Genomic DNA, 26,860 nt, shown 5'->3' with positions numbered 1-26,860 from the left:
GCGCCAGCGACCGTAGCCTGTGGTCATTCCAATCCCCGCTGATGAGGTTTGACCATGGCACGTTTGCTCGACTCCACCCCCAAACTTGATGGTTTCCGTTTGCCCGGCGAGTTCGAAACCAAGTCCGGTTGCTGGCTCGGCTGGCCGGAGCGCACCGATGTCTGGCGCAACGGCGCCAAGCCTGCGCAGAAAGTCTGGGTGCAGATCGTCACCGCCATCTCCCGGAGCGAACCGGTCACCGTGTGCGCCTCCGCCGCGCAGTTCGCCACCGCTCGCCGCCAATTGCCGCCTCAAGTGCGGGTCGTGGAAATGACCTGCAACGACACCTGGTTCCGCGACAGTGGCCCCTGCTTTGTGGTCAATGACGACAGCGGTGAGGTGCGTGGCGTGGACTTCGAGTTCAACGCTTACGGCGGCCTCGACGGCGGCCTCTATTACCCGTGGGACAAGGACGACCAGATCGCCAGCAAAATCCTCGAAATCGAACGGTTCGACCGCTACCGCGCGCCGCTGATTGCTGAACTGGGTGGCATCCAGAGCGACGGCCAGGGCAGCATTCTCACCACCGAACAATGCCTGCTCAACCGCAATCGCAACCAGCATTTGGGCAAGGAAGAAGTCACCCGCCGACTGACCGATTACCTCGGCGCCGAGCAAATCATCTGGTTGCCACGTGGCTGCAAATTCGACGAAACCGACGGCCATGTCGACGATCTCGCCTGCTTCGTGCGCCCCGGTGAAGTGGTGCTGCAATGGACCGACAATCGTGATGACCCGCAATGGGAAATCTACCAGGAGGCCTACGACATCCTGCGCAGCACCCGCGACAGCCGTGGCCGCGAGCTGAAAGTGCACAAACTGCCGCAACCGGATGCGCTGGAATGGACCGCCGAGGAAGCCGAAGGCCTGGATCAGCAAGACAGCACGCACACCCGTCAGGCCGGGACGAAAATCTGTGCGTCGTACATCAACTATTACGCCGGTAACACCTCAATCGTGGTGCCGCTGTTTGGCGATCGCAACGATCAGGCCGCACAGGCGACCCTCGCCGAACTGTTCCCGCAACACACAATCGTCGGTATCGAAAACTCTCGGGAAATCCTCCTTGGCGGCGGCAATGTCGCCTGCATCACCATGCCGCAGTACGCAGGCAATGCCTGCAACAAAAAGGGAGTTTGAAAATGGGCCTGCACAAACTGACTCAAGCATTACTGCTGGTGCTCGCACCCCTGTGTGTGCAGGCCGCCGACACCGCTAAACCGGTGGTCAATCTGTACATCTGGGGCGAGTACCTGGCCCCGGACACCCTGACCAATTTCGAGAAGAAAACCGGCATCCACGTGGTGGCCGACCACTTCGACTCCCTGGAAACCGTAGAGACCAAACTGCTCACCGGCCGCAGCGGCTATGACCTGGTGCTGACCGCTGGCCAGCATTTGTCCCGGGCGATCCAGAGCGGTGCGATTCAAACCCTGAACCCGCAACAGCTGCCGCATTTTGCCGGCGTGGGTGACGAGTTCCGCCAGCACATGGCGGTGTTCGATCCGGGCAATCGGTACGCCGGGATCTACGCCTGGGGCACCACTGGCGTCGGCTATCAGGAACAGGCGATCAAGCAGCGTCTGCCCGACGCACCACGTGACAGTTGGGCCATGCTGTTCGACCCGGCCGTAGTGTCGAAATTTGCCGATTGCGGGGTGAGTTTGCTCAACGATCCCAACGAGGTTTTCGCCGCGGTCATGAAGTACATGGGCCTGGACATCAACCGTCAGGACCTCGATGACCTGAAGCGGGCCGAGCAGCAACTGGCGAAGATCCGGCCCTACATCCGCTACTTCGACAATGACCTGAACATCAGCGACCTGGCCAATGGCAACACCTGCGTCGCCATGTCGTGGAACGGCAACGTGGCCATCGCCGCCGGACAGGCCGAGGCGGCGAACAAGCCGTTCAAGCTGAGTTATCGGATACCGAAGGAGGGCACGTTGATCTGGTTCGACGCGATGGTCATTCCCAAGGATGCGCCTCATCCTCAGGCGGGACTGGCGTTGATGGATTATCTGATGACGCCGGAGGTGATTGCGCCGATCACGGATACCATCCACTACGCCAATGCGATTACGGCGGCGGACGGCTTGATTGATCCGGCGATTCGCAATGATCCAGGGACGTACCCGTCGGCTGAGGTGAGGGCTTCGTTGTATAGCAAGAATGACAATGGCAAGGCGTTTAACCGGGCTTTGATTCGGGCGTTCAGTCGGTTGAAGTCGGGGCTTTGAAATCGCCCCCTCACCCCAACCCTCTCCCCAGGGGGTAGAGGGGGCTGACCGTAAAGACCTGACGAATTACTGCGACCTGAAAGTATTGTATTGAATCCATAATCGACTCGATTTCACAGGTCGACGGATCACGTAGAACACCTCGGTCAGCCCCCTCTACCCTCTGGGGCGGTCCGACGTTTCGGGAGGGTTGGGGTGAGGGGTGGTTTCGGCACCCGCCACAAATACCACGCCGCCACCGTCCGATACGGACTCCACCCCAGCCCGATCTCAATCATTTGCTTGCGATTGGGCTGCACCTCCAACCCCTTCATCCGCCGATACCCCTCACGCACGCCAAAGTCATCGGCCGGCAAGATATCCGGCCGTTCCAGGCTGTAGATCAGCAACATCTCAACCGTCCAGCGCCCAACCCCACGCAGGGTGATCAGGCGTTCGATCAACGCTTCATCATCCATCGCCACTGCCTCAGCGTAATCAGGCACCACACCGTCCAGCGCCGCTTGGGCAATGCCCTGAATGGTCGCGATCTTGCTGGCGGAAAACCCGCAACTGCGCAGTTGGTCGAACTCGGTCGCGACAATCTGTTCAGGCCTCGGGAACGCGCCCGTCCCAAACAACGCCAGCAACCGACCGACAATCGCATCCCCGGCTTTTGCATGCAGTTGCTGGTAGGCAATTGCCCGCACCAGCGACTCATAAGGATCGCGAGCCGCATGGGGCTGATGCAGGCAAGGGCCGATGGCGGCGATGTGGCGGCGCCAGTCCTCATCGATGGACGATAGAAACTCGGTGGCGGGCAGATAGGCGTCGGGCATGGGGTCAAGCTTTACCGGACGGCGCCAACAGAGCGTTCACTTCGCCATAGGTGAAGGCTTTCAGCTCACGGCTGTCGAGTGTCCCTGTTTCCAGAAAGCTCTTGGCCAGTGCGCTCATGGCGCCATAAAGAAACTCGGCGATGCGTGAACCCGCGCTCAAACGGCGTACGCCGAGCGCTTTCAGCTCTTCAGGCGATGGCAAGCCTGGGAGCCCGAGCACGTTCAACGGCAGAGGGGTGCCCTGGCAGAGCGCAGCGATCTCGTATTCGGCGGTGACCCCGGCGGCAAACAAACCATCGGCACCAGCCGCCTGATACAGCGCGGCGCGCTTGAGCGTTTCGGCCACGCGGTCTTCGGCGGGCACCAGGCTCTTGAGGTACACATCGGTGCGGGCGTTGATGAACAGCTTCACATTTCGCCGACTGGCAACCTGCCGAGCGATTTCGATCTTGCGCACCAGCAGCTCGGGCGGGGAGGCACCGTCCTCGATATTGATCCCGACGGCCCCGGCGGCAATCACCGCATCGATGAGGTCGGCCACCCGCGTCAGGTCATCGGAGTAGCCGGCCTCAATGTCCACGGTCAACGGCACCGAGATCACTCGGGCGATGGACTCGACCGTTGAAATCAGGCGCTCAAGGGGCAGGGCATTGCCATCCGGATAACCGTGAGCCCAGGCCACCGCGGCGCTGCTGGTGGCCACGGCTTTGCTGCCCAGTTGCTCCACGATTCGCGCCCCGGCGGCATCGCCGACGTTGGTGAGAATCAGCAGGCCATCCTGGTGCAACTGGTGAAATTGATTGCCGAGCGTGTCCATCGAATGCCCTTCCTTATGACTTTTTGGGAAACCTGCAAATGATCAGAATGCGAGTTGTTGCGTGATCTGCACCGCCGCTTTTTCCAGCCTGAGCAAGAACGCCTTGCGCGGTTGTCCTCCACCATAGCCGGTCAGCGAACCGTCGGCGCCGATCACCCGGTGACAGGGCACGACAATCGAGAGACGGTTATGCCCGTTGGCCAGGCCCACGGCGCGACTGGCGCCGGGCTTGCCCAATAGCGCGGCGATGGCGCCGTAGGTGCTGGTCTGGCCGTACGGGATTTTTGCCAGTTCAGCCCAGACCTGTCGGGCGAAATCGCTGCCAGGCAAGTGTAGTGGAACGTTGAAGTCAGTGAGTTTGCCGGCGAAATACTGCGTCAGCTCGGCCTCAATCTGCTGCAAATGCGCGTTATGCCCTGGCGCGACCGCATAGCCGTATCGATTCTGCAATTCTTCGACTTCCTTGGTCAGCGCTGGCCGATCAAGAAACTCCAGCAGCACCAGGCCACGGCGTTCAGCCATGGCGATCATCGGCCCCAGCGGTGTGGTCAGGCGAGTGAACAGCAGCGGCTCGCTATTGGCGGCGCGGCCCGGCGTGATGTTGAAAGACTTTTGAAACGCATCGCGAAACCCGCTCAGGGACTCGTAGCCCGAATCGAATGCGGCGTTGTCGATGGAATCGCCCTGTTTGATCCCGCCCAACGCCATGCCCAGGCGTCGGGTGCGCAGCCAGGCGTGAAAGGTCATGCCGAAATGCTGCTTGAACCAGCGGCGCAGTTTCAGCGGCTCGATGCCCTCGGCCAGCAGCTGCGCATCGGTCCAGCGCTGGTCGGGGCCGGCGTCTACGGATTTGAGCAGCCGCTGCACCCAGTCCGGGGCAATGGCCGCCGCGTCCAGCGGTTTGCAGCGCAGACAGGCGCGATAGCCCGCGGACATGCACTCATCGGCATGGGCGAAGAACTCGACGTTCTCCGGTTTAGGCTTGCGCGCCGTGCAACTGGGGCGACAGAAGATGCCGGTGGTTTTGACCGCGGTAAAGAACACCCCCTCGTAGGCGGTGTCTCGTTCGAGCATGGCGCGAACCATCTCGGCGTGGGGCGGAAGCAAAGCGTTTTGTAGGTTCATGAGGTGAGCATAAGACGCGTTGCCCAGCGCCTCCACCGGAAAATCGACAGAGAATTCCAGCGATCCCGCCGATCAGGCCCGCCGCGCCATCAGCAACACCGAAGCCGCCGCCGACAACAATCCCGCGCAGCAACGATTGAATAGCCGCTTGCCCCGGGGTTCGGCGAACCAGCGGCGCATGTGCAGGCCCATGTAGGCGTAGGCGCCGATGGCGATCCATTCCAGGACAAGGAACAACGCGCCCAACACGGCGAATTGCGGCGATACGGCTTGGGTCGAGTCGACGAACTGGGGCAGGAACGCGGTGAAGATCAGGATCGCCTTCGGATTGCCGGCCGCCACCAGGAACTCCTGCCGCGCCAACGCCAACATTCCCACCGGCGCGCCCGCCACCACGTTTTCCGCCCCGGGATCGGCGCGCCACAATTGCCAGGCGAGGTAGAGCAGATACGCCGCCCCCAGAATCTTGATCCCGTAGAACAACAATTCCGACGTTTGCAGCACCACCGCCAGCCCCGCCGACGCAAGAGCGATCATGCCGGCGAACGCGAGCAGCCGGCCGATGCCGGCGACACAGGCGATGCGATAGCCATAGCGGGTCGAGTTGCTGACCGACAACAAGTTGTTCGGCCCGGGCGCCATGTTCAGGGCGAAGCAGGCCGGCAGAAACAGGGTGAGGGTGGCGAGGTCCATGACGGGGCTCCAAACGCAGGAACGGTATTTTTATCACAGGCGTGGGGTGGCTTGACCCATACAGTGGTGGACGTCGGGCGCGGTACAGCTGAGGGGTGTTTTGTTCAATACAGCCATCCGGTCGCTCTTTACCTTGAGGCCTCGTTCAACTGAATTGAAGAAGGTCTGTGATGAGTCTGATTATCTCGATGGCGGCGTTTGCCTTGGTGGCCTCGATAACCCCAGGGCCGGTGAACATCGTGGCGTTGAGTTCCGGCGCGCAGTTTGGTTTTCGCGCCAGTCAACGGCATGTCGCCGGGGCAACGTTGGGTTTCGTCCTGTTGTTGGTGTTGATGGGATTAGGGCTGCATGAGGTGTTGCAGCGATGGCCAGCGCTGACGCAGGTGGTGCAATGGGCAGGTGTGGCGTTCCTGTTGTACATGGCCTTCAAGTTGGCCGCCGACAATGGGCATCTGGATGCGAAGGAGTCAGGCCGGGCGCCGTCGATGTTGTACGGCGCGGTCATGCAGTGGCTCAACCCGAAAGCCTGGCTGGCCTGTGTGGCGGGCATGGGCGCGTTTGTGGCGGATGGCGAGGCGCGGCTGGTCTGGCAGTTTGCGGCGGTGTATCTGGTGATTTGCTACCTGTCCGTCGGTTGCTGGGCTTATGCCGGGACGTTTCTACGTGGCTATCTGAGCAACCCGGCGGGCATGCGCCTGTTCAACCGGAGCATGGCGTTGCTGCTGGCGGCGAGCGCAATGTACCTGTTGATACCTTAAGCACAATCAAAGCGGATCCCTGTGGCGTTGGAGTCAGCCGCGGTACTGCCCCGGTGTCGCCGCCAGATGTTGTTTGAACGCTCGCTGAAAATGCGCCTGATCAGCAAACCCGGCTTCGAGCGCCACATCGGCGATCAGCTTGCCGCTGCGCAGCTGATCGCGGGCGAACTGGATGCGCCGGTTGACCAGAAAGGCGTGGGGCGTCATGCCGTAATGCTGCTTGAACGCACGGATCAAGTAGGACGGCGATAGCTGGGCCGCCTCGCAAATGTCTTCGAGCTTGAGCAGGTGCGTGCAGTTGTCGCGGATGTAATCGGCCGCCCGTTCCAGTTTGAAATTGGGCTCGCGCAGCGGTTGATCGATCGGATTGAGCCGCTGCTGCACGTCGGTGAAAAACTCCACGGCCGCACTTTGCTTGCGCAACACGTCTTGTTGCGCATCGACCAGCACGTCGTACAAACCCTTCAGACCGGCAAACAGCTCGCTGTCGTGAGTGTGGGTGATGGAAAACCGGCGAAACGCCAGGTCCTGGCTGAAACCGAGCTGGTGCTGCAAATCGGTCAGCCAGGGTGTCTCGACGTACAGCATCAGGTACGACCACGGTTGGTCATCGATGGGATTGCAGGCGTGGACATCACCGGGATTCATCAGCACCACGGTGCCGGCACTGACCTGGAATTCCGATTGCTCGTGGAGGTAGGTACTGCGCCCGGCCGTGATCGCACCGATGGAGAAGTGCTCGTGGGAATGCCGGGTGTAGCAGACCTCGCGGCCGTCGGCGATGGAACGGGCTTCGATGGAGGGCAGGGCGTCGTCGCGCCAGAAGCGCGGGGCTTTGTCAGCGTCTTTGGCAACGGCGGGCTTCATGGTCAGCGTCCTCGGCAGGTCAGCGTCGAAGTGTATTAGCTCTCACCGTCAAAGGCTCGTTGCAGTGCAGCGATATCGAGTTTTTTCATCTGCAACATTGCCGTCATGGCGCGTTGTGATTTCGCCGTGTCAGGGTCTTTCATCATGTCCATCAGGGCCACCGGTACGATCTGCCAGGACACGCCGAATTTGTCCTTGAGCCAGCCGCATTGCTGGGCCTCGGCGGGTCCGCCCGCGGACAGGCGCCCCCAGAAGTGGTCGACTTCTTCCTGAGTATCGCAGTTGACCTGAAATGAAACCGCTTCATTGAACGTAAAAACGGGGCCACCGTTGAGGCCGGTAAAACTCTGCCCGTCCAGCTCGAAACTGACCGTCATCACCGAACCTTCGGGCCTACCGTGGATCTCCTGACCGGCCTTGCCGTAGTAGGTAGTGGCGGTGATTTTCGAATGATCGAAGATTGCACAGTAGAACTTCGCGGCCTCCTCGGCGTGATCGTCGAACCACAGGCAGGGCGTGAGTTTTTGAACACGGTGCATGGCGTCGCTCCTCTACGGATTACTCAGGCTGGACTTTCAGCGTAGTCAGCCTCGGGTCGTCTGGCCGTACCGTAGATCGACAAGTTGAAAGAGTTTCCTTTGGCGACGGAATCAACAATGTCGGCATGACCCGATAACCGCTAGACTGCGGACCTGGTTTGCCGCAAGGACGCACTGCATTATGGTTATTCCTCGTTTGTTGGCTGTCTCCTGTCTGCTGGCCGCCGCTGCGGTGAGCGCCGAACCGCACACGTATCACCTCACGGACCCCGCGAAGAAATACGTGATTGACGTGCTGTTTGCCCAGCCGCCCAGCCAGACTTTCGACGGCGCTCCCGCGCTGATTACGTTGCGCAAAAGGGCCGGCGGGCAGGTGCTGCAGCGCATCCAGTCAGCCGAAGCGTTCGCCCTGTTCAAGCCTGGCCACAAAGCTTCGGAATTCGACCGCAACCTGGCGTATGCCGATCAGAGTCTGCTGTTGTTCCGCGATTTCAATTTCGACGGGCAACAAGATCTTGCCGTACGCAATGGCAATGACGCGGGCTATGGCGGTCCTTCCTACGACATCTACCTGTTCGATCCCGAGCGCCCGACGCTCGTGTTGAGCAAGCCTTTTTCCGCGCTGACCCGTGACGCAAATCTGGGCATGTTCGAGATCGACCCGGTCACCAAAAGCCTGCACACCCAGTCCAAAAGCGGTTGCTGTTGGCGCCAGAGCGCAACCTGGAAAATCCAGGACAACCTTCCTGTGAAGGTGGCCGAGAAAATAGAGGTGGTGCAAAAGCCGTCGCAAGCCAACCCGTTCATGCCTTCTGGCTATGTGGACGTTACCGATCGTGAATTGAGGTCTGGCCAGTGGACGGAGCATCGTCGCCTCGAGGGGCCCTTCGGTGAAGCGCCCGTCATGTTGCGCGGCACCCTGGATAACAAGATCCCCGTTGAGCTGTGGTGGCAACTTCAGGGTGGTGTCTATGTTGGCGAAGTTCGCTACAGCAAGACCGGCAGCGGTAAACCGATCCGGCTGGTGGGCAATACCTACGAGGATGGCGGTATTGTTCTGCGTGAACTGGACGACGATGGTCAGATGATCGGCAACTGGTTTGTCGAAGGCACGCCGAACGAGCAGGGCCGCCAGACCGGCACGTGGATCAACGGCTCTCGTCAATTAAGCATCGATGTGCGGCCGACCGCGTTCAAGGTCGCCGCGCAAAAGCTTGAGCGGGTAGCAGACAGTCAGCGAGAAGGGCGCTACCTCGTGAACAATGTCCAGGATCGGCGTGTCGGCGAGTTGACCCTCAAAGTATTGCCGGGGATCGACAACGGCCCCGAGATGGCGGACATCAACCTGAGCATTTTTCAGCTCAAGGATCCACCCGTTGAGGTCCATCATCAGTACCCATTGCTCGCCGGCAACCTCGTCATCGCAAAGGACCCGAAGGGCGATCCGCTGTTTCGCCTGCAGTTGCTCAATGGCGCCGCTGAAGTGACCGGTTTTGGTGAGTATCAGAAGTACAGCGCGGCTTACGTGAAACAACCCTGATGTAGGGTGATGCGTCTTCTGGCGCAGCATCGGCTGGGTAAAAATCTGGTCGGCGTTGTGGCCTGAAGACGCCGGTTCAGCGACGGCCCAGGCCTCCTTTTTCAGCGATCCACCGGGTGGCCAAATCAATAAAGGCCCGCAATTTCGGCTGCGTCTGGGTGCGGCTGGGAAAGTACAGGTACAACGCAGAGCTGAGTGGCACAAAGGGTTGCAGCACCCGTTCCAGTCGTCCATCCGCCAACTCGTCGGCAATCTCCAGATCACAGGCATAGGCCAGGCCTGAACCGCTGAGTGCCGCCGCCACCAACAACCGGCGGTCATTGACGATCACGCCGCCCTCGACGCCCACGGTGAAGTCCCGATCCTCGCGGCGAAACTCCCAGCGATGCGCGCTGCCGGAGGTCGAGAAGCGAAAGCCGATGCATTGATGCCGGGTCAGGTCTTCCGGGACGACCGGTTTGCCAGCCTTGGCAAAGTACGCCGGGGAGCCCACCACCGACCATTGCAGGTCAGGTGTCAGGCGTACCGCGATCATGTCTTTTTCAATCGACTCTCCCAGACGAATCCCGGCATCGAAGCCGCCGGCCATCAGGTCGACCGTGGCGTCGTCCAGGGAAATATCGAGAGTGACTTGCGGGTAGGCCTCGAGGAACAGCGGAATCAGCGGCTCCATTAATAATGCCCCGGACAATCGTGGTGCCGTGAGTCGCAGCGTGCCCATGGGCTGATCACGAAAACCGCTGAGCACCGCCAGGGCTTCATCGATTTCACTGGCCGCCGGACGCAAGCGGGCAAACAGACTGGCGCCGGCTTCGGTCAGCGCCACTCGGCGTGTGGTGCGCTGAAACAGCAGCACGCCGGTGCGCCGTTCCAAGAGCTTGATCGCATGGCTGACGGCGGTGGGCGTCACGGCTAGCCGAGTCGCGGCAAGGGTGAAGCTTTTGTGCTCGGCGACCGCGAGAAACTCGGTCAAACCATCAAACGGGTCGTGATTCATATCGGCGCCATTATGAAAGAGCGTTTCATAGTGCTTGTAACACGAGGGCATTTTTCCGACCAATGTTCCTGCGTACCTTGTGCTTACCCCAACTGCCTACAAGGATTCGCGATCATGACCACCTCCCAAAACTTCAAACGTGTCTGGCTCATCACCGGTGCTTCTCGCGGTATCGGCGCCAAGATCGCTGCCGCCGCGCTGGCCAATGGCGACGCTGTGGTTGCCACCGCTCGTGACGCCAGCAGCATCACCCAGCGTTTTGGCGAGCAGCCAGGCTTGCTGGCCGCCACCCTTGATGTGACCAACGAAGCCCAGGGCGTCGTGGTCGCCAACGCCGCCATTGAACACTTCGGGCGCATCGACGTGCTGGTCAACAACGCCGGTTTCGGCGTGCTTGGCGCGGTGGAAGAAGCCAGCGCCGATGAAGTGCGACGCGTGTACGAAACCAACGTCTTCGGCTTGCTGAATGTCACGCGCGCTGTCCTGCCGCACATGCGCGCGGCTCGCCGTGGACATGTGATCAATCTCTCATCGGTGGGCGGCTACAGGTCGGGGCCGGGCTTCGGCGTCTACTGCTCCACCAAATTTGCCGTCGAAGGTTTGAGCGAGGCGTTGCACGCCGAGCTGGCACCGCTGGGCATCAACGTGACCATTGTCGAGCCGGGCTATTTCCGTACCGAGTTCCTCGAAGGCAATTCACTGGTCGAATCCCCGGCTTCGATTGCCGACTACGACAGCACGGCGGGTGAGGTGCGCAAAATTGCCAAGGCCGTGACCCTGAATCAGCCTGGCGATCCGGACAAGCTCGCCCAGGCCATGATCACCCTGGTGCAAGCGGAAAAAGCCCCGCTGCGCTTACCGCTGGGCAGCGACTGTGTCGCAGCGATCGAAGCCAAGAACGCCTTCGTCGCCGATGAGTTGCAGACGTGGCGTGAGCTGTCGGTGTCCACCGACTTCTAAGCCCCCAACCGCTCTATGTAGCAGCTGCCGAGCCTGCGAGGCTGCGTTCGGCGACGAAGTCGTCGTGAAGTCAGGCTCTGCGGTGTGCCAGGAAAACTGCGTTCGCAGGGTTTACGACGACTTCGTCGCCGAACGCAGCCTCGCGGGCTCGGCAGCTGCTACAACGCGATCCTGTTCGCCTTCATTGTGTGACCGGTGGTCGATGAACCTGTCTCGCCCGGCAATTTGCGCTTAGCTGTAGGGATAACCCGAGGTTCCCGAGAACCCCTTCAGAACACCGTGAGTCTGAGGACATTCGCAATGCTGACCCTCAACATCAATGGCAAGGACCAGGCGCTGGATGTCCCCGCAGACATGCCGCTGCTGTGGGTCCTGCGCGATGTCGCGCACCTGACCGGCACCAAATTCGGTTGCGGCATCGCCCAGTGCGGGGCCTGCACCGTGCACGTCGACGGCGCGCCGCTGCGTTCCTGTATCACGCCCGCCACAGCGGTGGCCAATGGGCAAAAAATCCTCACCATCGAAGGCCTGTCCACCGACGGTTCGCACCCGGTGCAGCAAGCCTGGGCGGAACTCGATGTGGTGCAGTGCGGTTACTGCCAGTCCGGGCAGATCATGTCGGCCGCCGCGTTGCTGGCGAAAATCCCCAAGCCCACCGACAGCGACATCGATCAGGCGCTCTCCGGCAACATCTGCCGCTGCGGCACCTACCCAAGGATCCGTGCAGCGGTCAAACGCGCCGCCGAGATCGGTTGATGCCACGTTGAAGGGAGTCCGCACAATGAACAGCCTCAATCCTCTGTCACGCCGCGGTTTCCTCAAGGGCAGCGCGGTGCTGGGCGGTGGTCTGGTGGTGGCGTTTGTCATCCCCGGTGGCCATCGCTTTGCGATCGGCGCCGAGAATCAAGGCAATGTGTTCGCGCCCAATGCGTTTTTGCGGATCGGCAATGACAACAGCGTCACCATACTGCTCGGCCATTCGGAAATGGGCCAGGGTATCTGGACCGGCCTGACCATGTTGATCGCTGAAGAACTGGACGCCGACTGGTCGAAGATCCGCGTCGAACATGCACCTGCCTCGGCCGCCGAATATGGCCTGGCCGGGTTTGGCGGGATGCAAATCACTGGCGGGTCCACCTCGACCTGGATGGAGTTCGACCGCTACCGGCAGGCCGGTGCAGCGGCGCGTTTGATGTTGATCGACGCGGCGGCCAAACGCTTCAACGTCGCGCCCTCCGAAATTCGCACCGAATCGGGTGTAGTGATTGCCGGCGACCAACGCGCCACCTACGGCGAACTGGCCGATGACGCCGGCAAGCTGCCGGTGCCGGATCCAGCGTCGATCAAGCTCAAGGAGTCCAAGGACTGGAAAATCATTGGCAAACCGACCAAGCGCCTGGACACCCCGGAAAAAATCACCGGCCGCGCCAAGTTCGGCATGGACGTGCAGTTCGACGGCCTGATGACCGCCATGGTCGCGCGCTCGCCGGTGTTCGGTGGCAGCGTCAAATCCTTCGAAGGCGCCGAAGCGCTGGCGATTCCGGGCGTGCACAAAGTGGTGCAGGTGCCCACCGGGGTGGCGGTGATTGCCGACCATTACTGGGCGGCGAAGCTGGGGCGAGATGCGTTGAAGGTCGATTGGGACCTGGGGCCAAACACCGGGCTCGACAGTCAGAAACTGCTGGAAAGCTTCCGCAAACTCGCCGCCACCCCTGGGGCGTCTGCCAGTCAGGCCGGTGATGTCGCGGCGGGTCTGGGGAAAGCGGCGAAGACCATTGATGTCGAATACAGCGTGCCGTACCTGGCCCATGCGCCGATGGAGCCGCTCAACTGCACCGTGAAAATCACCCAGGACAAATGCGAAATCTGGACCGGCACCCAGTTCCAGACGCTGGATCAAATGGTCGCCGGCAAAATCACCGGGCTCAAACCCGAGCAGGTGGAGATTCATACCGAGTTTCTGGGTGGCGGTTTCGGTCGCCGGGCCAATCCGACCTCGGACTTTGTTGCAGAAGCCGTGGAAGTCGCCAAGGCAGCGGGCGCACCGGTAAAAACCGTCTGGTCCCGGGAGGACGACATTCGCGGTGGCTACTACCGCTCCGCGTTCCTCCATCAGGCCCGCATCGGCCTCGATGCGGGCGGGCTGCCGATCGCCTGGAAGCATGTGATGGTCGGGCAGTCGATCATGGCTGGCACGTCATTCGAAGCGACCATGGTCAAGAATGGCATCGACAAGACGTCTGTCGAAGGGGTTGCCGACAGTCCTTACCTTGAGGGGTTGGCAAATCACCAGGTTGATCTGCATTCCCCGCAAACCGGCATCCGCGTGCTCTGGCTGCGTTCGGTAGGGCACACCCACACCGCGTTCGTGATGGAGTCGCTGATCGACGAACTGGCAGAGGCGGCCGGCAAGGACCCGGTGGAGTACCGGCGAACCTTGCTCAAGGACCATCCACGGCATCTTGGCGTGCTGAACCTGGCCGTTGAAAAAGCCAACTGGAAGGCGCCACTGGCGGACGGCCATGCGTTGGGTGTAGCGGTGCATGAGTCTTTCGGCAGTTATGTTGCGCAGGTGGCCGAGGTGTCCCAGGACAACCTGGCGATCCGTGTACACCGGGTGGTGTGTGCGGTGGATTGCGGCATTGCGGTCAACCCGATGAGCATCGCGGCGCAAATGGAATCGGCCATCACGTTCGGCCTCGGATTTACCTTGCACAGCAAACTGACCTTCAAGAATGGGCAGGTGGTGCAATCCAATTACCACGACTATCAAGTGCTGCGGCTCAACGAAATGCCGGTGGTGGAAGTACATATCGTGCCCAGCAGCGACAAACCCGGTGGCATCGGCGAGGCCGGTGTGCCGCCCACGGCGCCGGCAGTGGCCAACGCGGTGTTCGCCCTGACCGGCCAGCGCTTGCGGGAACTGCCGCTGCAACTGTCGGGGGTGTGAGATGAGACGACATCTGATTCTTGGCGCGGTGGTGTTGATCGGCCTGGTCGCCTACGCCGAGCACGTGCTCGCTGACGATAAGGAGGCCATCAAGGCGTTCGATACCGTGCAAAAGGTCTTTCAGAGCCCACGGTGCCAGAACTGCCATATCCCCGGCGATTCGCCGTTGCAATTCGACGCCGGCATTCCCCACGCAATGAACGTCGTGCGGGGCATGGACGGCAAGGGTGCGGCGGGTTTGCCCTGCGCTACCTGTCACGCCGAGAATAATCCGCCGGCCAGTTACGGCGCTCACGCACCGCCGGGGGCGCCGCACTGGAGCCTGCCGCCAGCCGCGCACAAAATGGCCTGGATCGGTCTGCCGGCCGATAAATTGTGCGCAATGATCAAGGACCGTTCCAGCAACGGTGACCGCGATTTCGCCGCGCTGATCAAGCATGTCAGCGACGACAAATTGGTGCTTTGGGGCTGGAATCCAGGTCAGGGAAGGGCGCCGGTCCCGGTGCCGCACGACATTTTCGTCACCCAGTTCAAGCTTTGGGCTGACGCCGGAGGGCCATGTCCGGTCGTGGGTAGTTGACCGGCGGTCTGTTAACAGGGAGTCAAAGCGGGTATGGGCCACTCTAAGAAATATACCCGCCCATGGAGTGAGTAATGCTGATCCCAGGCAAACCGGTAAAACCAGGCGCGTGCGCCGACCCGTTGCGCACGCCACTGCAGGAGCGCGAGCTGCTGCGTGACTTGGCCCGCAAGGCCGAGGAGGAGTTAATGGGCGTCCAGATGGCGAGCATGGACGAGTTGACGCTGCTCTCCAACCGACACGGTTTTATAGCGCTGGCCCAACAAGGGCTGGATGTCTGCCTACAGCTGAAAAAGCCAGCGACGCTGCTGCTCTTCAACATTGATGACTTCAAGCACATCAACTATCTCTATGGTCGTTCCGAGGGCGACAATGCCCTGAAAACCTTCGCTGATGTGCTGCGAATAGCCTTTCGCGAGAGCGATGTGATCGGCCGGTTGGGCAGCGACAAATTCGTTGCGTTGCTGACCGGCTCAAGCGTTGTGGAAATACCCGCGATCAGGGCGCGACTCGAAGAAATTCTCGAAGAGCGCAATGCCACGGTGCATCGCGGTTATGACATCCACTTCAGTATCGATCAGATCGAGTTTCATCCTGCGCTCCACGAGACGGCCGAGGGCTTATTGACTGCGACCAGTGAGCAAATCGCAAGCGACCCGTTCGGCCACCCGTAGTAACGAACCGTCATTTCTGAACCGGCCGATCATCTGTAAACCGATAGGCATCGATCCTTCAGCGCGAAGCAGCGGGATATTCACCTGCGGCCAGCCGAACGCGCCCCAGAACTTGATGAAATCCGATGGCCCGGTGCTTTCCAGGCCCACGGGTGCGACCATCCCGCAGCAGGGGCCGAGCATGGCGTCGTAGGGCTGGCAGCGTTCATTCAGGCGCGGTGCAAGCGCCGCCAACCGGGCCTTGGCAGCGGACTCCTGTTCCCAGGTTGTCGTCGCCGCCCGGTCGAACATTGCCAGTGTCGAAGGGCTTAACAGTGCGCGGTGTTGCTGAAACTCCTTCGCCAGAGAACGGGCGCCTTCGCAATCGTTGATTAACAGGTGATCGTCGAATACCCCGGCAAATTCCTCCGGCAGTTGCACGTCGTTGACCTGATGGCCGGCGCTGCGCAAGTGGTCCACGGCCTGTTCCAGCGCGTTGGCCACCTCGGGGTCGACCTGATCCCAGCGCGCTGTGCGACAGAAGCCCAATTGCAGAGGCCGTGGTTCAACCTCAGGCACTGCAAAACCTGGAATCAACACCCGCGCCACCAAGTGCAGATCGCGCACCGAGCGACCGTACCAGCCTACGGTGTCGAAGCTCGGCGCCAGCGGCTTTACGCCTTCCAGCGATACCAGTCCAAACGAAGGTTTGAACGCGAACAGACCGCAATAGGACGCCGGTTTCAGCAGTGAACCGGCAGTCTGGGTGCCCAGCGCCACAGCAAAGAAATCCGCTGCCATCCCGGCCGCTGAACCGGCGCTGGAGCTGCCCGGCGTGCGGTCCAGGTCATGCGGGTTGCGGGTCGGGCCGGTGTGCATGTACGCAAATTCAGTGGTGTGGGTCTTGCCCATGATCAGCGCGCCGGCCTGACGGAGCAGGGTCACCACATGGGCATCCCGGGCAGGTTGATGACCGGCATAGATGGGCGAGTTGAATTGCGTCGGATGGTCGGCACTGTCGAAGACATCCTTCACCCCCACCGGGACGCCGGCCAGCAAGCCACGACTGTTGTGCAACGCAGCGTCGGTGCGTACTTTTCGGGCATCGAACGAGACGAAAGCCCGGATGTCCGGCTCCAGCGCCTGAATGCGTTCCAGGACTGTTTCGGCGATGACGGCGGCGGTCGCCTCACCCTTGATCACGGACTGACTGAGGGCCGTGGCATCCGGGACGGGGCGGATCATTTGGCGAACAACTGAGTGATGTCCTTGAACGCCTTGAACTCCAGTGCATTGCCGCAAGGGTCGAACAGAAACATTGTCGCTTGCTCGCCCACCAATCCCTGAAAGCGAATGCCCGGTTCGATGACGAATCGGGTATCGAGGGCTTTCAACCGCTCGGCCAGCGCCTCCCATTCGTTCATCCCCAACACCACACCAAAATGCGGCACCGGCACGTCATGACCGTCGACAGCATTGGTGTGCGCGGCTTCTTGAGAGGCGTTTTTCGGCGCCAGGTGAATGACCAGCTGATGGCCGAAAAAATTGAAATCGACCCAATGATCGCTTGAGCGACCTTCTTCCAGGCCGAATACCTGGCCATAAAAATTGCGCGCGGCAGTCAGGTCGTAGACCGGGATGGCCAAGTGAAAAGGGGAGAGTTGCATCGGATGTGCCTCGGCTGTCTGGATTCAGATTGAGTTTAGTCCTGTGCTTTTTGATTGAAAGACGATAATTTTTGCGTCGAGCTCAAATTATTTCGATCAGTCGAGAACGCCATGCTGCGAGAACTGAAAACCTTCATTGCGGTGACGCGCTACGGCACTTTTGCCGCGGCCGGTATGCACATTGGCCTGACCCAGTCAGCCGTCAGCGCGCAGATTCGCAATCTGGAACAGGCCCTGGGTATTCGTTTGTTCGACCGCACTGGACGTCAGGCGCTGCTCAACGCGGCGGGTCAGCGGGCTCTACCAATGGCCAGGGATATGCTCGAGACCTTCAGTCGCATGGCGGTCAGCGATGATGTCAGTGAGTATCGCGGCGAGTTGAAAATAGGCGCGGTGGCCACGGCCCAGACCGGACTGCTGCCTCAGGCATTGCTGCGTTTGAGGCAACAGGCGCCATTGCTGGAGCCGAAACTGGTGCCCGGTGTGTCGCTGAACCTGTTGAGTCAGGTGGACACCGGTGAGGTGGATCTGGCGATCCTGATCAAGCCGCCGTTCGAGTTACCCAAAGAACTGTCAGCGCAGGTCATCCGCAAGGAACCGTTTGTATTGATCGTGCCGGCAGAACTTGAAGGCGATGAGCCGTTGCAGATCCTCGCGAGCCATCCGCACGTGCGTTACGACCGCAATTCGTTCGGTGGACGATTGGTGACGCGGTTTTTGCGTGAGCAGCAGATTGATGTGCAGGTGGCTTTGGAGCTGGATGAGCTGGAAGCCATCGTGAAGATGGTTGAATGCGGGTTGGGGGTGTCGCTGCTGCCTGAGGCAGGGCTCTGGCTTGAGCATGGGGCGAAGGTTCGGATCATTCCGTTGGGGGAGTTGACGTTCTACCGCGAGATCGTCCTGTTGCAGCGCTATAGCCAGCGCACACAGCCGATCCAGCAGCTGTTTGCCCGATGCCTGACCCAGAACGATGGCTAAACACAAAACCCTGTGGGAGTGAGCCTGCTCGCGAAAGCGTCGTGTCAGTCGACATCGATGCTGACTGATACACCGCTTTCGCGAGCAGGCTCACTCCTACAGGGATTGCTTTCTCCGTGAAATCTCAGCCAATAAAACCCGCCAAAACTGGCGGGTCTTTTAGTTGGCTGACCGAAGATTACTCTTCGAGGCTGCCCATGGCCGTGGTGTTGAAGCCACCGTCCACGTACATGATTTCGCCGCTGATGCCGGACGCCAGGTCCGAGCACAGGAAGGCGCCGGCGTTGCCGACTTCGTCGATGGTGACGTTACGACGCAGCGGGGTTTGCGCTTCGTTGGCGGCCAGCATCTTGCGGAAGTTCTTGATGCCGGAGGCGGCGAGGGTGCGGATCGGGCCAGCCGATACACAGTTGACGCGGGTGCCGTCCGGGCCCAGGGAGCCGGCCAGGTAACGAACGCCAGCTTCCAGGGAAGCCTTGGCCATGCCCATTACGTTGTAGTTCGGCATGGTGCGCTCGGCACCCAGGTACGACAGGGTCAGCAGGCTACCGTTGCGGCCTTTCATCATTTCGCGGCCGGCTTTGGCCAGGGCCACGAAGCTGTAGGCGCTGATGTCGTGAGCGATGCGGAAACCTTCACGGGTGGTGGCTTCGGTGAAGTCGCCATCCAGTTGGTCGCCCGGGGCGAAGCCGACGGAGTGCACGATGCAGTCCAAGCCGTCCCACTTCTTGCCCAGCTCAACGAAGACCTTGGCGATTTCTTCATCGCTGGCTACGTCGCACGGGAAGCACAGGTCAGGGTTGGAACCCCAGCTTTGTGCGAACTCTTCGACACGACCCTTGAGTTTGTCGTTCTGATAAGTGAAGGCAAGCTCAGCGCCCTCGCGATGCATGGCGGCAGCGATGCCGGATGCGATGGACAGCTTGCTGGCGACACCGACGATCAGTACGCGCTTACCGGCGAGAAAACCCATGTGTTGCTCCTCTCTTTCAGGTTATTGCGCAGTGGCTGGAGCCAGGAAAGCGGCTTCCAGCAACTGCTGTGTATACGGATGTTTGGGGGCCGCAAAAATACTTTGCGCGTCTCCCTGTTCGACCACTTGGCCTTGCTTGACCACCATCAGCTGGTGGCTCAGCGCTTTGACGACAGCCAGGTCATGGCTGATAAACAGATACGTCAGGTTGTACTTGGTTTGCAGTGAACGCAAAAGTTCCACCACTTGGCGTTGCACTGTCCGGTCGAGGGCCGATGTCGGCTCGTCCAGCAGAATCAACGCCGGTTTTAGCACTAATGCCCGGGCAATGGCGATTCTCTGCCGTTGCCCGCCGGAAAATTCGTGGGGGTAGCGGTGCCGGGTTTCCGGGTCCAGACCTACCTCCTTGAGTGCCGCAATAATCGCTTGTTCCTGTTCCGCCTCGGTGCCCATCTTGTGGATCCGCAGGCCTTCGCCAACGATCTGGCTCACGCACATCCGTGGGCTCAGGCTGCCGAACGGGTCCTGAAACACCACCTGCATCTCCCGCCGTAGCGGTCGAACCTGTTGCTGCGTCAGGCAGTCTAGCTGCTTGCCTTCAAAACGGATGGCACCTTTGCTGCCGATCAGCCGCAAAATCGCCAAACCCAGTGTCGACTTGCCCGAACCGCTTTCTCCCACAATCCCCAGGGTCTGGCCCTGAGGCAGGCTGAAATTGATTCCGTCCACCGCTTTGATGTGGTCGACGGTCTTTTTCAGAAAGCCTTTCTTGATCGGGAACCAGACTTTCAGGTCCTCGACTTGCAGCAGCGGCGGGCCAATTACATTGGTTGCCGGCTTGCCGCTGGGCTCCGCTGCCAGCAGTTCCCGAGTGTACGGATGCTGCGGCGCGCGGAACAGCTCTTCGCACGATGCCTGTTCGACGATGCAACCGCGCTGCATGACACATACGCGATGCGCAATTCTTCGCACAAGGTTCAAATCGTGACTGATCAGTAGCAGCGCCATGCCCAATCGGGCCTGTAATTCTTTGAGCAATTCGAGGATTTTCAGCTGAACGGTGACGTCCAGCGCGGTGGTCGGTTCGTCAGCGATCAGCAGTTCCGGCTCGTTGGCCAGGGCCATGGCAATCATCACCCGCTGCCGTTGGCCACCGGACAATTCATGGGGCAGCGCCTTGAGGCGTTTCTCGGGCTCCGGGATGCCGACCATTTCCAGCAGCTCCAGCGTGCGCTTGGTCGCGACTTTGCCGATCAGGCCCTTGTGGGTGCTCAACACCTCGTTTATCTGCTTCTCGATCGAGTGCAGCGGATTGAGCGAGGTCATCGGCTCCTGGAAGATCATCGCGATCCGGTTGCCGCGGATGTGGCGGATGGTTTTCTCTTTCAGGCTCAGCAGGTTTTGCCCGGAATACTCGATGGTGCCGGACGGATGCCGGGCGAGCGGGTAGGGCAGCAGCCGCAGGATCGAGTGCGCCGTCACCGATTTGCCGGAGCCGCTTTCGCCCACCAGCGCCAGGGTTTCCCCGCGCTTGATATCGAAGCTGACACCTTCGACCACCCGTTGGACGCGCTCGCCGACGACAAATTCGACGGCCAGGTCGCGTACTTCGATCAGATTGTCCTGATTCATTTCACTTCCTCGGGTCGAAGGCATCGCGAGCGGACTCGCCGATGAATACCAGCAAACTCAACATCAACGCCAGCACGGCAAACGCGCTCATGCCGAGCCACGGCGCTTGCAGGTTGGACTTGCCCTGGGCCACCAGCTCACCGAGGGACGGCGCACCAGGCGGCAAACCGAAACCAAGGAAATCCAGGGCGGTCAGGGTGCCGATGGCGCCGGTCAGGATGAACGGCATGAAGGTCATGGTCGAGACCATGGCGTTGGGCAGGATGTGACGGAACATGATCGCCCCGTTTTGCATCCCCAGCGCCCGTGCGGCACGCACGTATTCCAGATTACGCCCACGCAGGAACTCGGCGCGGACCACGTCCACCAGGCTCATCCACGAGAACAGCAGCATGATCCCCAGCAGCCACCAGAAATTTGGCTGGACGAAGCTGGCGAGAATGATCAGCAGGTACAGCACCGGCAGCCCGGACCAGATCTCCAGAAAGCGCTGCCCGGCCAAATCCACCCAACCGCCGTAGAAACCCTGCAAGGCCCCGGCAATAACGCCGATGATCGAGCTGAGAATGGTCAGCGTCAGGGCGAACAGCACCGAAATCCGGAAGCCGTAGATCACCCGCGCCAACACGTCGCGGCCCTGATCGTCAGTGCCCAGCAGGTTGTCGACGGAGGGTGGCGCCGGGGCCGGGACTTTCAGGTCGTAGTTGATGCTTTGATAGCTGTAGGGAATCGGCGCCCACAACACCCAGGCGTCTTTTTCCTTGAGCAATTCGCGGATGTACGGGCTCTTGTAGTTGGCTTCCAGCGGGAATTCGCCGCCGAACGCGGTTTCCGGGTAGCGCTTGAGCGCCGGGAAGTACCAGCCGTTGTCGTAGTGCACCACCAGCGGTTTGTCGTTGGCGATCAGCTCGGCGCCGAGGCTCAGCCCAAACAGCAGCAGAAACAGCCACAGCGACCACCAGCCACGCTTGTTGGCCTTGAACAGTTCAAAGCGTCGGCGATTGAGAGGGGACAGATTCATCTCAATGCTCCCGGCTTTCGAAGTCGATACGCGGATCGACAAAGGTGTAGGTGAGGTCGCCGATGAGTTTCACCACTAATCCCAGCAGGGTGAAGATGAACAGCGTGCCAAAAACCACCGGGTAATCGCGGTTGATCGCCGCCTCAAAACTCATCAGCCCGAGGCCGTCGAGGGAGAAGATCACTTCCACCAGCAACGAGCCGGTGAAGAAGATGCCGATAAACGCCGACGGGAACCCGGCGATCACCAGCAGCATGGCGTTGCGGAACACATGGCCGTAGAGCACGCGGTGATTGGTCAGGCCCTTGGCCTTGGCGGTGACCACGTACTGCTTGTTGATTTCGTCGAGGAAGCTGTTTTTGGTCAGCAGCGTCATGGTCGCGAAGTTGCCGATCACCAGCGCCGTCACCGGCAATGCCAGGTGCCAGAAGTAATCGAGAACCTTGCCGCCCATGCTCAACTCGTCGAAGTTGTTGGAGGTCAGCCCTCTGAGCGGGAACCAGTCGAAATAGCTGCCGCCGGCAAACACCACGATCAGCAGGATGGCGAACAGGAACGCCGGTATCGCATAGCCGACGATGATCGCCGAACTGGTCCAGACGTCGAAGTGGCTGCCGTGTCGCGTCGCCTTGGCGATCCCCAGCGGGATCGACACCAGGTACATGATCAGCGTGCTCCACAGCCCGAGGGAGATCGACACCGGCATCTTTTCCTTGATCAGGTCGATGACCTTGGCGTCGCGGAAGAAGCTGTCGCCGAAATCCAGGGTGGCGTAGTTCTTGATCATGATCCACAAGCGTTCCGGCGCCGATTTGTCGAAGCCGTACATGTGCTCGATTTCCTTGACCAGCATCGGGTCCAGGCCCTGGGCACCGCGATAGGCGGAGCCCGCCACCGAGACTTCGGCACCGCCGCCAGCGATGCGGCTGGTGGCGCCTTCGAAGCCTTCGAGCTTGGCGATCATCTGCTCCACCGGCCCGCCGGGGGCGGCCTGGATGATCACGAAGTTGATCAGCAAAATGCCGAGCAAGGTCGGGATGATCAGCAGCAGTCGCCGAAAAATATACGCCAGCATTGATTACTCCGTGCCCGCAGGGTCGGCTTGCAGTTTGGTTTCGACTTCTACCGCCGGTTTGGCGTCGGGCTTGACCCACCAGGTGTTGATGCCGATGTCGTACTTGGGTGAGATTTTCGGGTGGCCGATGTGGTTCCAGTACGCCACGCGCCAGGTCTTGATGTGCCAGTTGGGGATCACGTAATAGCCCCATTGCAGCACGCGGTCCAGCGCGCGTGCATGGGCCACCAGGCTTTTGCGCGAATCGGCGTTGATCAGTTGCTCGACCAACTGGTCCACCACCGGGTCTTTCAGGCCCATGGAGTTGCGGCTGCCGGGTTTGTCGGCGGCGTCGGACATCCAGAACTCGCGTTGCTCGTTACCCGGCGAGTTGGACTGCGGGAAGCTGCCGACAATCATGTCGAAGTCCCGTGAACGCACGCGGTTGATGTACTGCGAGACGTCGACCCGACGGATCACGAGGTCGATGCCCAGGTCACTCATGTTGCGCTTGAACGGCAGCAGCACCCGTTCGAATTCGGTCTGCGCCAACAGGAACTCGATGGTCACCGGTTTGCCAGTGGCGTCGACCATCTTGTCATCGACGATCCGCCAGCCCGCCTCTTGCAGCAATTGATAGGCTTTGCGTTGTTGGGCGCGGATCATGCCGCTGGCGTCGGTCACCGGGTTCTGGAACGCCTCGCTGAACACCTGCTCGGGAATTTTGCCGCGGAACGGGTCGAGGATCGCCAGTTGATCGGCGTCCGGCAGGCCGCTGGCAGCCATTTCCGAATTCTCGAAGTAACTACGGGTGCGTGCGTAGGCGCCGTTGAACAGTTGCTTGTTGGTCCATTCGAAGTCCAGCAACAGGGTCAGGGCCTGGCGCACGCGCACGTCCTGGAATACCGGGCGGCGCAGGTTGAAGACAAAGCCCTGCATGCCGGTGGGGTTGCCGTTGGGGATCTGTTCCTTGACCAACCGGCCCTCGGTGACGGCCGGAATGTTGTAGGCGTTGGCCCAGTTCTTTGCTGCCATTTCGAGCCAGTAATCGAACTGCCCGGCCTTGAGTGCTTCCAGGGCCACGGTGTTGTCGCGGTAGTAGTCGGTGGTCATCACGTCGAAGTTGTAGAACCCGCGGTTCGCCGGCAGGTCCTTGGCCCAGTAATCCTTGACCCGCTCATAGCGCACCGAACGCCCGGCCTTCACTTCACTGACCTTGTACGGGCCGCTGCCCAATGGTATTTCCAGGTTGCCCTTGGTGAAATCGCGCGTCGCCCACCAATGCTTGGGCAGCACCGGCAACTGGCCGAGGATCAGCGGCAGCTCACGGTTGTTGTTGTGTTTGAACTTGAACAGCACCGTCAGCGGATCTTCAGCGACCACTTCCTCGACATCGCTGTAGTAACCGCGGTACAGCGGCGCGCCGTCCTTGATCAGGGTCTGGAAGCTGAACACCACGTCCTCGGCGCGCATCGGATGCCCGTCGTGGAAGCGCGCTTCGGGGCGCAGGTAGAAACGTACCCAGCTGTTGTCCGGGGCTTTTTCGATCTTGCCGGCGACCAGGCCGTACTCGGTGAACGGTTCATCCAGGCCCTGTTTGGCCAGGGTGTCGTAGATCATGCTGATGTCGTCGGCCGCGACACCCTTGTTGATGAAGGGGTTGAGGCTGTCAAAGCCACCGAAACCGGCCTGACGGAAGATCCCGCCCTTGGGCGCGTCGGGGTTCACGTAATCGAAATGTTTGAAATCGGCCGGGTATTTCGGCGGCTCGTTGTACAGGGTCAGGGCATGTTGCGGGGCGGCACAGGCCAGCCCGGCGAACAACAGACCGCTGGCCTGCAAGAGCAGGTTGCGTAAGGGGTTCATCGATCCTTCTCCGAAGATTTCAGCCACCACGCGCTCAGGCCCAATGTGTAGGGCGGCGTGGTAACGAAGGCGAACCGGTTGCGGTAGGCCAGGCGGTGATAATTGAGGTACCAGTTGGGAATGCTGTAGTGCTGCCACAGCAACACCCGGTCCAGGGCCTTGCCGGCGGCGACCTGTTCATCGCGGGTCTGGGCGGCGAGCAATTGTTCGAGTAAATGGTCGACCACCGGATTGGCAATACCGGCGTAGTTTTTGCTGCCCTTGACCCCGACCTGGCTGGAATGGAAGTACTGCCATTGTTCCAGGCCCGGACTGAGCGTCTGGTTGAGGGTCATCAGGATCATGTCGAAATCGAACTGATCGAGGCGTTGCTTGTACTGGGCGCGATCGACCGTGCGCAGCCGGGCGTCGATGCCGATGCTGGCGAGGTTCTCGACGTAAGGCTGAAGAATGCGTTCCAGGTTCGGGTTGACCAGCAGGATCTCCAAACGCAACGGTTGGCCAGCGGCGTTCTGAACATGCTGGCCACTGAGCTTCCAGCCAGCCTCGGCAAGCAGGCCCAGGGCCTTGCGCATGGTTTCCCGGGGGATGCCGCGCCCTTGGGTCTGCGGCAGGCTGAACGGCTCGGTGAAGAGCTTGGCGGGCAACTGCTCGCGATACGGCGTGAGCATCAGCCATTCATGGCCGACCGGAAGGCCCGTCGCGGAGAACTCGCTGTTGGGGTAGTAACTCATGGCGCGTTTGTAGGCGCCGCTGAACAGCGTGCGGTTGGTCCACTCGAAGTCGAACATCAGGCCCAGCGCTTCACGGACTTTGGTCTCGGAGAAGGCGGGGCGCCGGGAGTTCATGAACAGACCCTGGCTCTGGGTCGGGATCTGATGCGGGATCTGCGCCTTGATGACGTCGCCGCGTCGTACCGCCGGAAAGCTGTAGCCGTTTTCCCAGTTCTTCGCCTGGTGCTCGATATAGATGTCGAATTCGCCGGCCTTGAAGGCTTCGAACGCGACGTCGCTGTCGCGGTAGAACTCGACTTCCATGCGGTCGAAGTTGTATTTGCCGCGATTGACCGGCAAGTCCTTGCCCCAGTAATCCTTGACCCGTTCGAAAACGATCCGCCGTCCTGGCTCTACCGAGGTGATGCGATACGGTCCGCTGCCCAGTGGCGGTTCGAAGGTGGTGGCCTTGAAGTCGCGACCTTTCCAGTAATGCTGGGGCAGCACCGGCAATTCGCCCAGGCGCAGGATCAGCAACGGATTGCCGGCGCGCTTGAAGACGAAACGAATGCGCTGCGGATTGAGGATGTCGACCCGCGACACTTCCTGAAGGTTGGTGCGGTATTGCGGATGGCCTTCCTTGAGCAGCAAGCGGTAAGAGAACGCCACGTCATAGGCGGTAATCGGCGTGCCATCGTGGAAACGCGCTTCGGGGCGCAGATTGAACACCACCCAGCTGCGGTCTTCGCTGTATTCCACCGATTGGGCAATCAGGCCATAGCTGGAGGTCGGCTCATCGCCGGACGGCGCGTACTGGCCGGTGCCGACCATCAACGGTTCATTGAGCTCGTTGATGCCGTATTGCAGGAAATTCGGCGTGGAAACCGGGCTTGAACCCTTGAAGGTGTAGGGATTGAGCGTATCGAAGGTGCCAAACGCCATCACCCGCAACGTACCGCCCTTGGGCGCTTGCGGGTTAACCCAGTCGAAGTGGGTAAATCTGGCCGGGTACTTGAGCGTGCCGAACTGCGCATAACCATGGCTTTCGCTGATCGTCGCGCTTGCGGGGGAGCTCAAGGCCAGGCTGATCAGGAGCAGGAGGAGGGGACGCTTCAAGTCAGGGATCCGATCCAGGCGGCTTGGGCTTTGTGGCCCGTACAGTAACAGCTTGTATCGACAGGAAAAAGACGGGGCCTTAACGCGCCGTTAATTGCTGGCACGATAGCTCGGCAAGCCACAGATACGCTTGCAGCCACACGAGACCTCAAATGGCAGGCAAAAAAAAGGTTCTTCACGGATTACCGGGAAAGACGCTCTTGATCTTCATGAAAAAGAATTCGCTATCCCTGTAGCCGTACGCCATCCGTTTGATGACTTTGA

The 26,860-nt window shown here is 60.6% G+C and carries 25 protein-coding genes; 10 read left to right on the top strand and 15 right to left on the bottom strand.

Features of this window, described 5'->3' with window-relative positions:
- The first annotated feature begins 54 nt into the window (after positions 1-54).
- Positions 55-1,179, top strand: coding sequence for an agmatine deiminase (gene aguA / locus QF010_RS20920; protein WP_429533851.1), 1,125 nt, complete (start codon positions 55-57; stop codon positions 1,177-1,179).
- Between the two features lie 2 nt (positions 1,180-1,181).
- Positions 1,182-2,279, top strand: a complete 1,098-nt coding sequence (locus QF010_RS20915; RefSeq protein WP_429533850.1) for an extracellular solute-binding protein — start codon at positions 1,182-1,184, stop codon at positions 2,277-2,279.
- Between the two features lie 146 nt (positions 2,280-2,425).
- Here QF010_RS20915 and QF010_RS20910 read toward each other — a convergent pair whose 3' ends face one another.
- From QF010_RS20910 to QF010_RS20895, 4 genes are all read right to left on the bottom strand, one after another.
- The gene (locus tag QF010_RS20910) at positions 2,426-3,097 is read right to left on the bottom strand and encodes a DNA-3-methyladenine glycosylase family protein (RefSeq protein ID WP_033054583.1); all 672 of its coding nucleotides are present in this window, start codon (positions 3,095-3,097) and stop codon (positions 2,426-2,428) included.
- Between the two features lie 4 nt (positions 3,098-3,101).
- Entirely contained in the window at positions 3,102-3,914 is an 813-nt protein-coding gene (locus tag QF010_RS20905) for an isocitrate lyase/PEP mutase family protein (RefSeq protein ID WP_429533849.1), read from the bottom strand.
- Positions 3,915-3,956: 42 nt separating this feature from the next.
- The gene (locus tag QF010_RS20900; RefSeq protein WP_429533848.1) at positions 3,957-5,039 is read right to left on the bottom strand and encodes a bifunctional transcriptional activator/DNA repair enzyme AdaA; all 1,083 of its coding nucleotides are present in this window, start codon (positions 5,037-5,039) and stop codon (positions 3,957-3,959) included.
- Between the two features lie 72 nt (positions 5,040-5,111).
- Positions 5,112-5,732 carry a LysE family translocator gene (locus QF010_RS20895; RefSeq protein WP_033054585.1) on the bottom strand — a complete coding sequence of 207 codons (621 nt, stop codon included), beginning with the start codon at positions 5,730-5,732 and terminating at the stop codon, positions 5,112-5,114.
- A gap of 170 nt (positions 5,733-5,902) precedes the next feature.
- Here QF010_RS20895 and QF010_RS20890 point away from each other — a divergent pair, with 170 nt between their 5' ends.
- Entirely contained in the window at positions 5,903-6,490 is a 588-nt protein-coding gene (locus QF010_RS20890; RefSeq protein ID WP_429533847.1) for a LysE family translocator, read from the top strand.
- A gap of 33 nt (positions 6,491-6,523) precedes the next feature.
- On the opposite strand, the gene QF010_RS20885 is transcribed toward QF010_RS20890, so the two are convergent.
- Positions 6,524-7,357, bottom strand: coding sequence for an AraC family ligand binding domain-containing protein (locus QF010_RS20885; protein WP_429533846.1), 834 nt, complete (start codon positions 7,355-7,357; stop codon positions 6,524-6,526).
- Positions 7,358-7,392: 35 nt separating this feature from the next.
- Positions 7,393-7,896 (bottom strand): VOC family protein, encoded by a 504-nt coding sequence (locus QF010_RS20880; RefSeq protein WP_033054588.1) that lies wholly within the window; start codon positions 7,894-7,896, stop codon positions 7,393-7,395.
- Between the two features lie 181 nt (positions 7,897-8,077).
- Between QF010_RS20880 and QF010_RS20875 the strand changes: the two genes are divergently transcribed.
- On the top strand, positions 8,078-9,436 hold the full coding sequence (locus tag QF010_RS20875) for an XAC2610-related protein (RefSeq protein WP_429533845.1): 1,359 nt from the start codon (positions 8,078-8,080) through the stop codon (positions 9,434-9,436).
- Between the two features lie 76 nt (positions 9,437-9,512).
- On the opposite strand, the gene QF010_RS20870 is transcribed toward QF010_RS20875, so the two are convergent.
- Positions 9,513-10,433 carry a LysR family transcriptional regulator gene (locus tag QF010_RS20870; RefSeq protein WP_429533844.1) on the bottom strand — a complete coding sequence of 307 codons (921 nt, stop codon included), beginning with the start codon at positions 10,431-10,433 and terminating at the stop codon, positions 9,513-9,515.
- Between the two features lie 114 nt (positions 10,434-10,547).
- Between QF010_RS20870 and QF010_RS20865 the strand changes: the two genes are divergently transcribed.
- The 5 genes from QF010_RS20865 (at position 10,548) to QF010_RS20845 (ending at position 15,597) form a co-directional block, all read left to right on the top strand.
- Positions 10,548-11,393, top strand: a complete 846-nt coding sequence (locus QF010_RS20865; protein WP_429510143.1) for an oxidoreductase — start codon at positions 10,548-10,550, stop codon at positions 11,391-11,393.
- A 300-nt stretch (positions 11,394-11,693) separates the two neighbouring features.
- The gene (locus QF010_RS20860; RefSeq protein WP_046052829.1) at positions 11,694-12,149 is read left to right on the top strand and encodes a (2Fe-2S)-binding protein; all 456 of its coding nucleotides are present in this window, start codon (positions 11,694-11,696) and stop codon (positions 12,147-12,149) included.
- 25 nt (positions 12,150-12,174) lie between these two features.
- Positions 12,175-14,343, top strand: coding sequence for a xanthine dehydrogenase family protein molybdopterin-binding subunit (locus QF010_RS20855; protein WP_429533843.1), 2,169 nt, complete (start codon positions 12,175-12,177; stop codon positions 14,341-14,343).
- A gap of 1 nt (position 14,344) precedes the next feature.
- Complete coding sequence (locus QF010_RS20850; protein WP_429533842.1) at positions 14,345-14,923, top strand: hypothetical protein; 579 nt, start codon at positions 14,345-14,347, stop codon at positions 14,921-14,923.
- Positions 14,924-14,997: 74 nt separating this feature from the next.
- The gene (locus tag QF010_RS20845) at positions 14,998-15,597 is read left to right on the top strand and encodes a GGDEF domain-containing protein (RefSeq protein ID WP_033054595.1); all 600 of its coding nucleotides are present in this window, start codon (positions 14,998-15,000) and stop codon (positions 15,595-15,597) included.
- On the opposite strand, the gene QF010_RS20840 is transcribed toward QF010_RS20845, so the two are convergent.
- Both QF010_RS20840 and QF010_RS20835 read right to left on the bottom strand, forming a co-directional pair.
- The gene (locus tag QF010_RS20840) at positions 15,544-16,821 is read right to left on the bottom strand and encodes an amidase (protein ID WP_429533841.1); all 1,278 of its coding nucleotides are present in this window, start codon (positions 16,819-16,821) and stop codon (positions 15,544-15,546) included. The two genes, QF010_RS20845 and QF010_RS20840, sit on opposite strands and share 54 nt — an antisense overlap.
- Positions 16,818-17,243, bottom strand: coding sequence for a VOC family protein (locus QF010_RS20835; RefSeq protein ID WP_429510140.1), 426 nt, complete (start codon positions 17,241-17,243; stop codon positions 16,818-16,820). The genes QF010_RS20840 and QF010_RS20835 overlap by 4 nt, the downstream gene beginning before the upstream one ends.
- A gap of 111 nt (positions 17,244-17,354) precedes the next feature.
- Here QF010_RS20835 and QF010_RS20830 point away from each other — a divergent pair, with 111 nt between their 5' ends.
- Positions 17,355-18,221 carry a LysR family transcriptional regulator gene (locus QF010_RS20830; RefSeq protein ID WP_429510139.1) on the top strand — a complete coding sequence of 289 codons (867 nt, stop codon included), beginning with the start codon at positions 17,355-17,357 and terminating at the stop codon, positions 18,219-18,221.
- 178 nt (positions 18,222-18,399) lie between these two features.
- On the opposite strand, the gene fabI is transcribed toward QF010_RS20830, so the two are convergent.
- Genes fabI through QF010_RS20800 form a run of 6 tightly spaced genes read right to left on the bottom strand, consistent with a single transcriptional unit; the run spans position 18,400 to position 26,596 of the window.
- A complete protein-coding gene (gene fabI / locus QF010_RS20825) occupies positions 18,400-19,194 on the bottom strand; it encodes an enoyl-ACP reductase FabI (RefSeq protein WP_008152082.1) in 795 nt (264 codons plus the stop codon).
- Between the two features lie 21 nt (positions 19,195-19,215).
- Positions 19,216-20,826, bottom strand: a complete 1,611-nt coding sequence (locus QF010_RS20820; protein ID WP_046054814.1) for an ABC transporter ATP-binding protein — start codon at positions 20,824-20,826, stop codon at positions 19,216-19,218.
- Between the two features lies 1 nt (position 20,827).
- The gene (locus tag QF010_RS20815) at positions 20,828-21,847 is read right to left on the bottom strand and encodes an ABC transporter permease (RefSeq protein WP_033054605.1); all 1,020 of its coding nucleotides are present in this window, start codon (positions 21,845-21,847) and stop codon (positions 20,828-20,830) included.
- A 1-nt stretch (position 21,848) separates the two neighbouring features.
- Positions 21,849-22,922, bottom strand: coding sequence for a microcin C ABC transporter permease YejB (locus QF010_RS20810; RefSeq protein ID WP_033054607.1), 1,074 nt, complete (start codon positions 22,920-22,922; stop codon positions 21,849-21,851).
- A gap of 3 nt (positions 22,923-22,925) precedes the next feature.
- Positions 22,926-24,767 (bottom strand): extracellular solute-binding protein, encoded by a 1,842-nt coding sequence (locus QF010_RS20805; RefSeq protein WP_033054609.1) that lies wholly within the window; start codon positions 24,765-24,767, stop codon positions 22,926-22,928.
- Complete coding sequence (locus QF010_RS20800) at positions 24,764-26,596, bottom strand: extracellular solute-binding protein (RefSeq protein WP_429510137.1); 1,833 nt, start codon at positions 26,594-26,596, stop codon at positions 24,764-24,766. The genes QF010_RS20805 and QF010_RS20800 overlap by 4 nt, the downstream gene beginning before the upstream one ends.
- Positions 26,597-26,860: the final 264 nt, after the last annotated feature.

Source organism: Pseudomonas silensiensis, from assembly GCF_050434865.1.
Lineage (GTDB): Bacteria > Pseudomonadota > Gammaproteobacteria > Pseudomonadales > Pseudomonadaceae > Aquipseudomonas > Aquipseudomonas fluorescens_W.
Note: the sequence above shows the minus strand (reverse complement) of the source record. Positions and strands in the feature narration are given on the sequence as shown.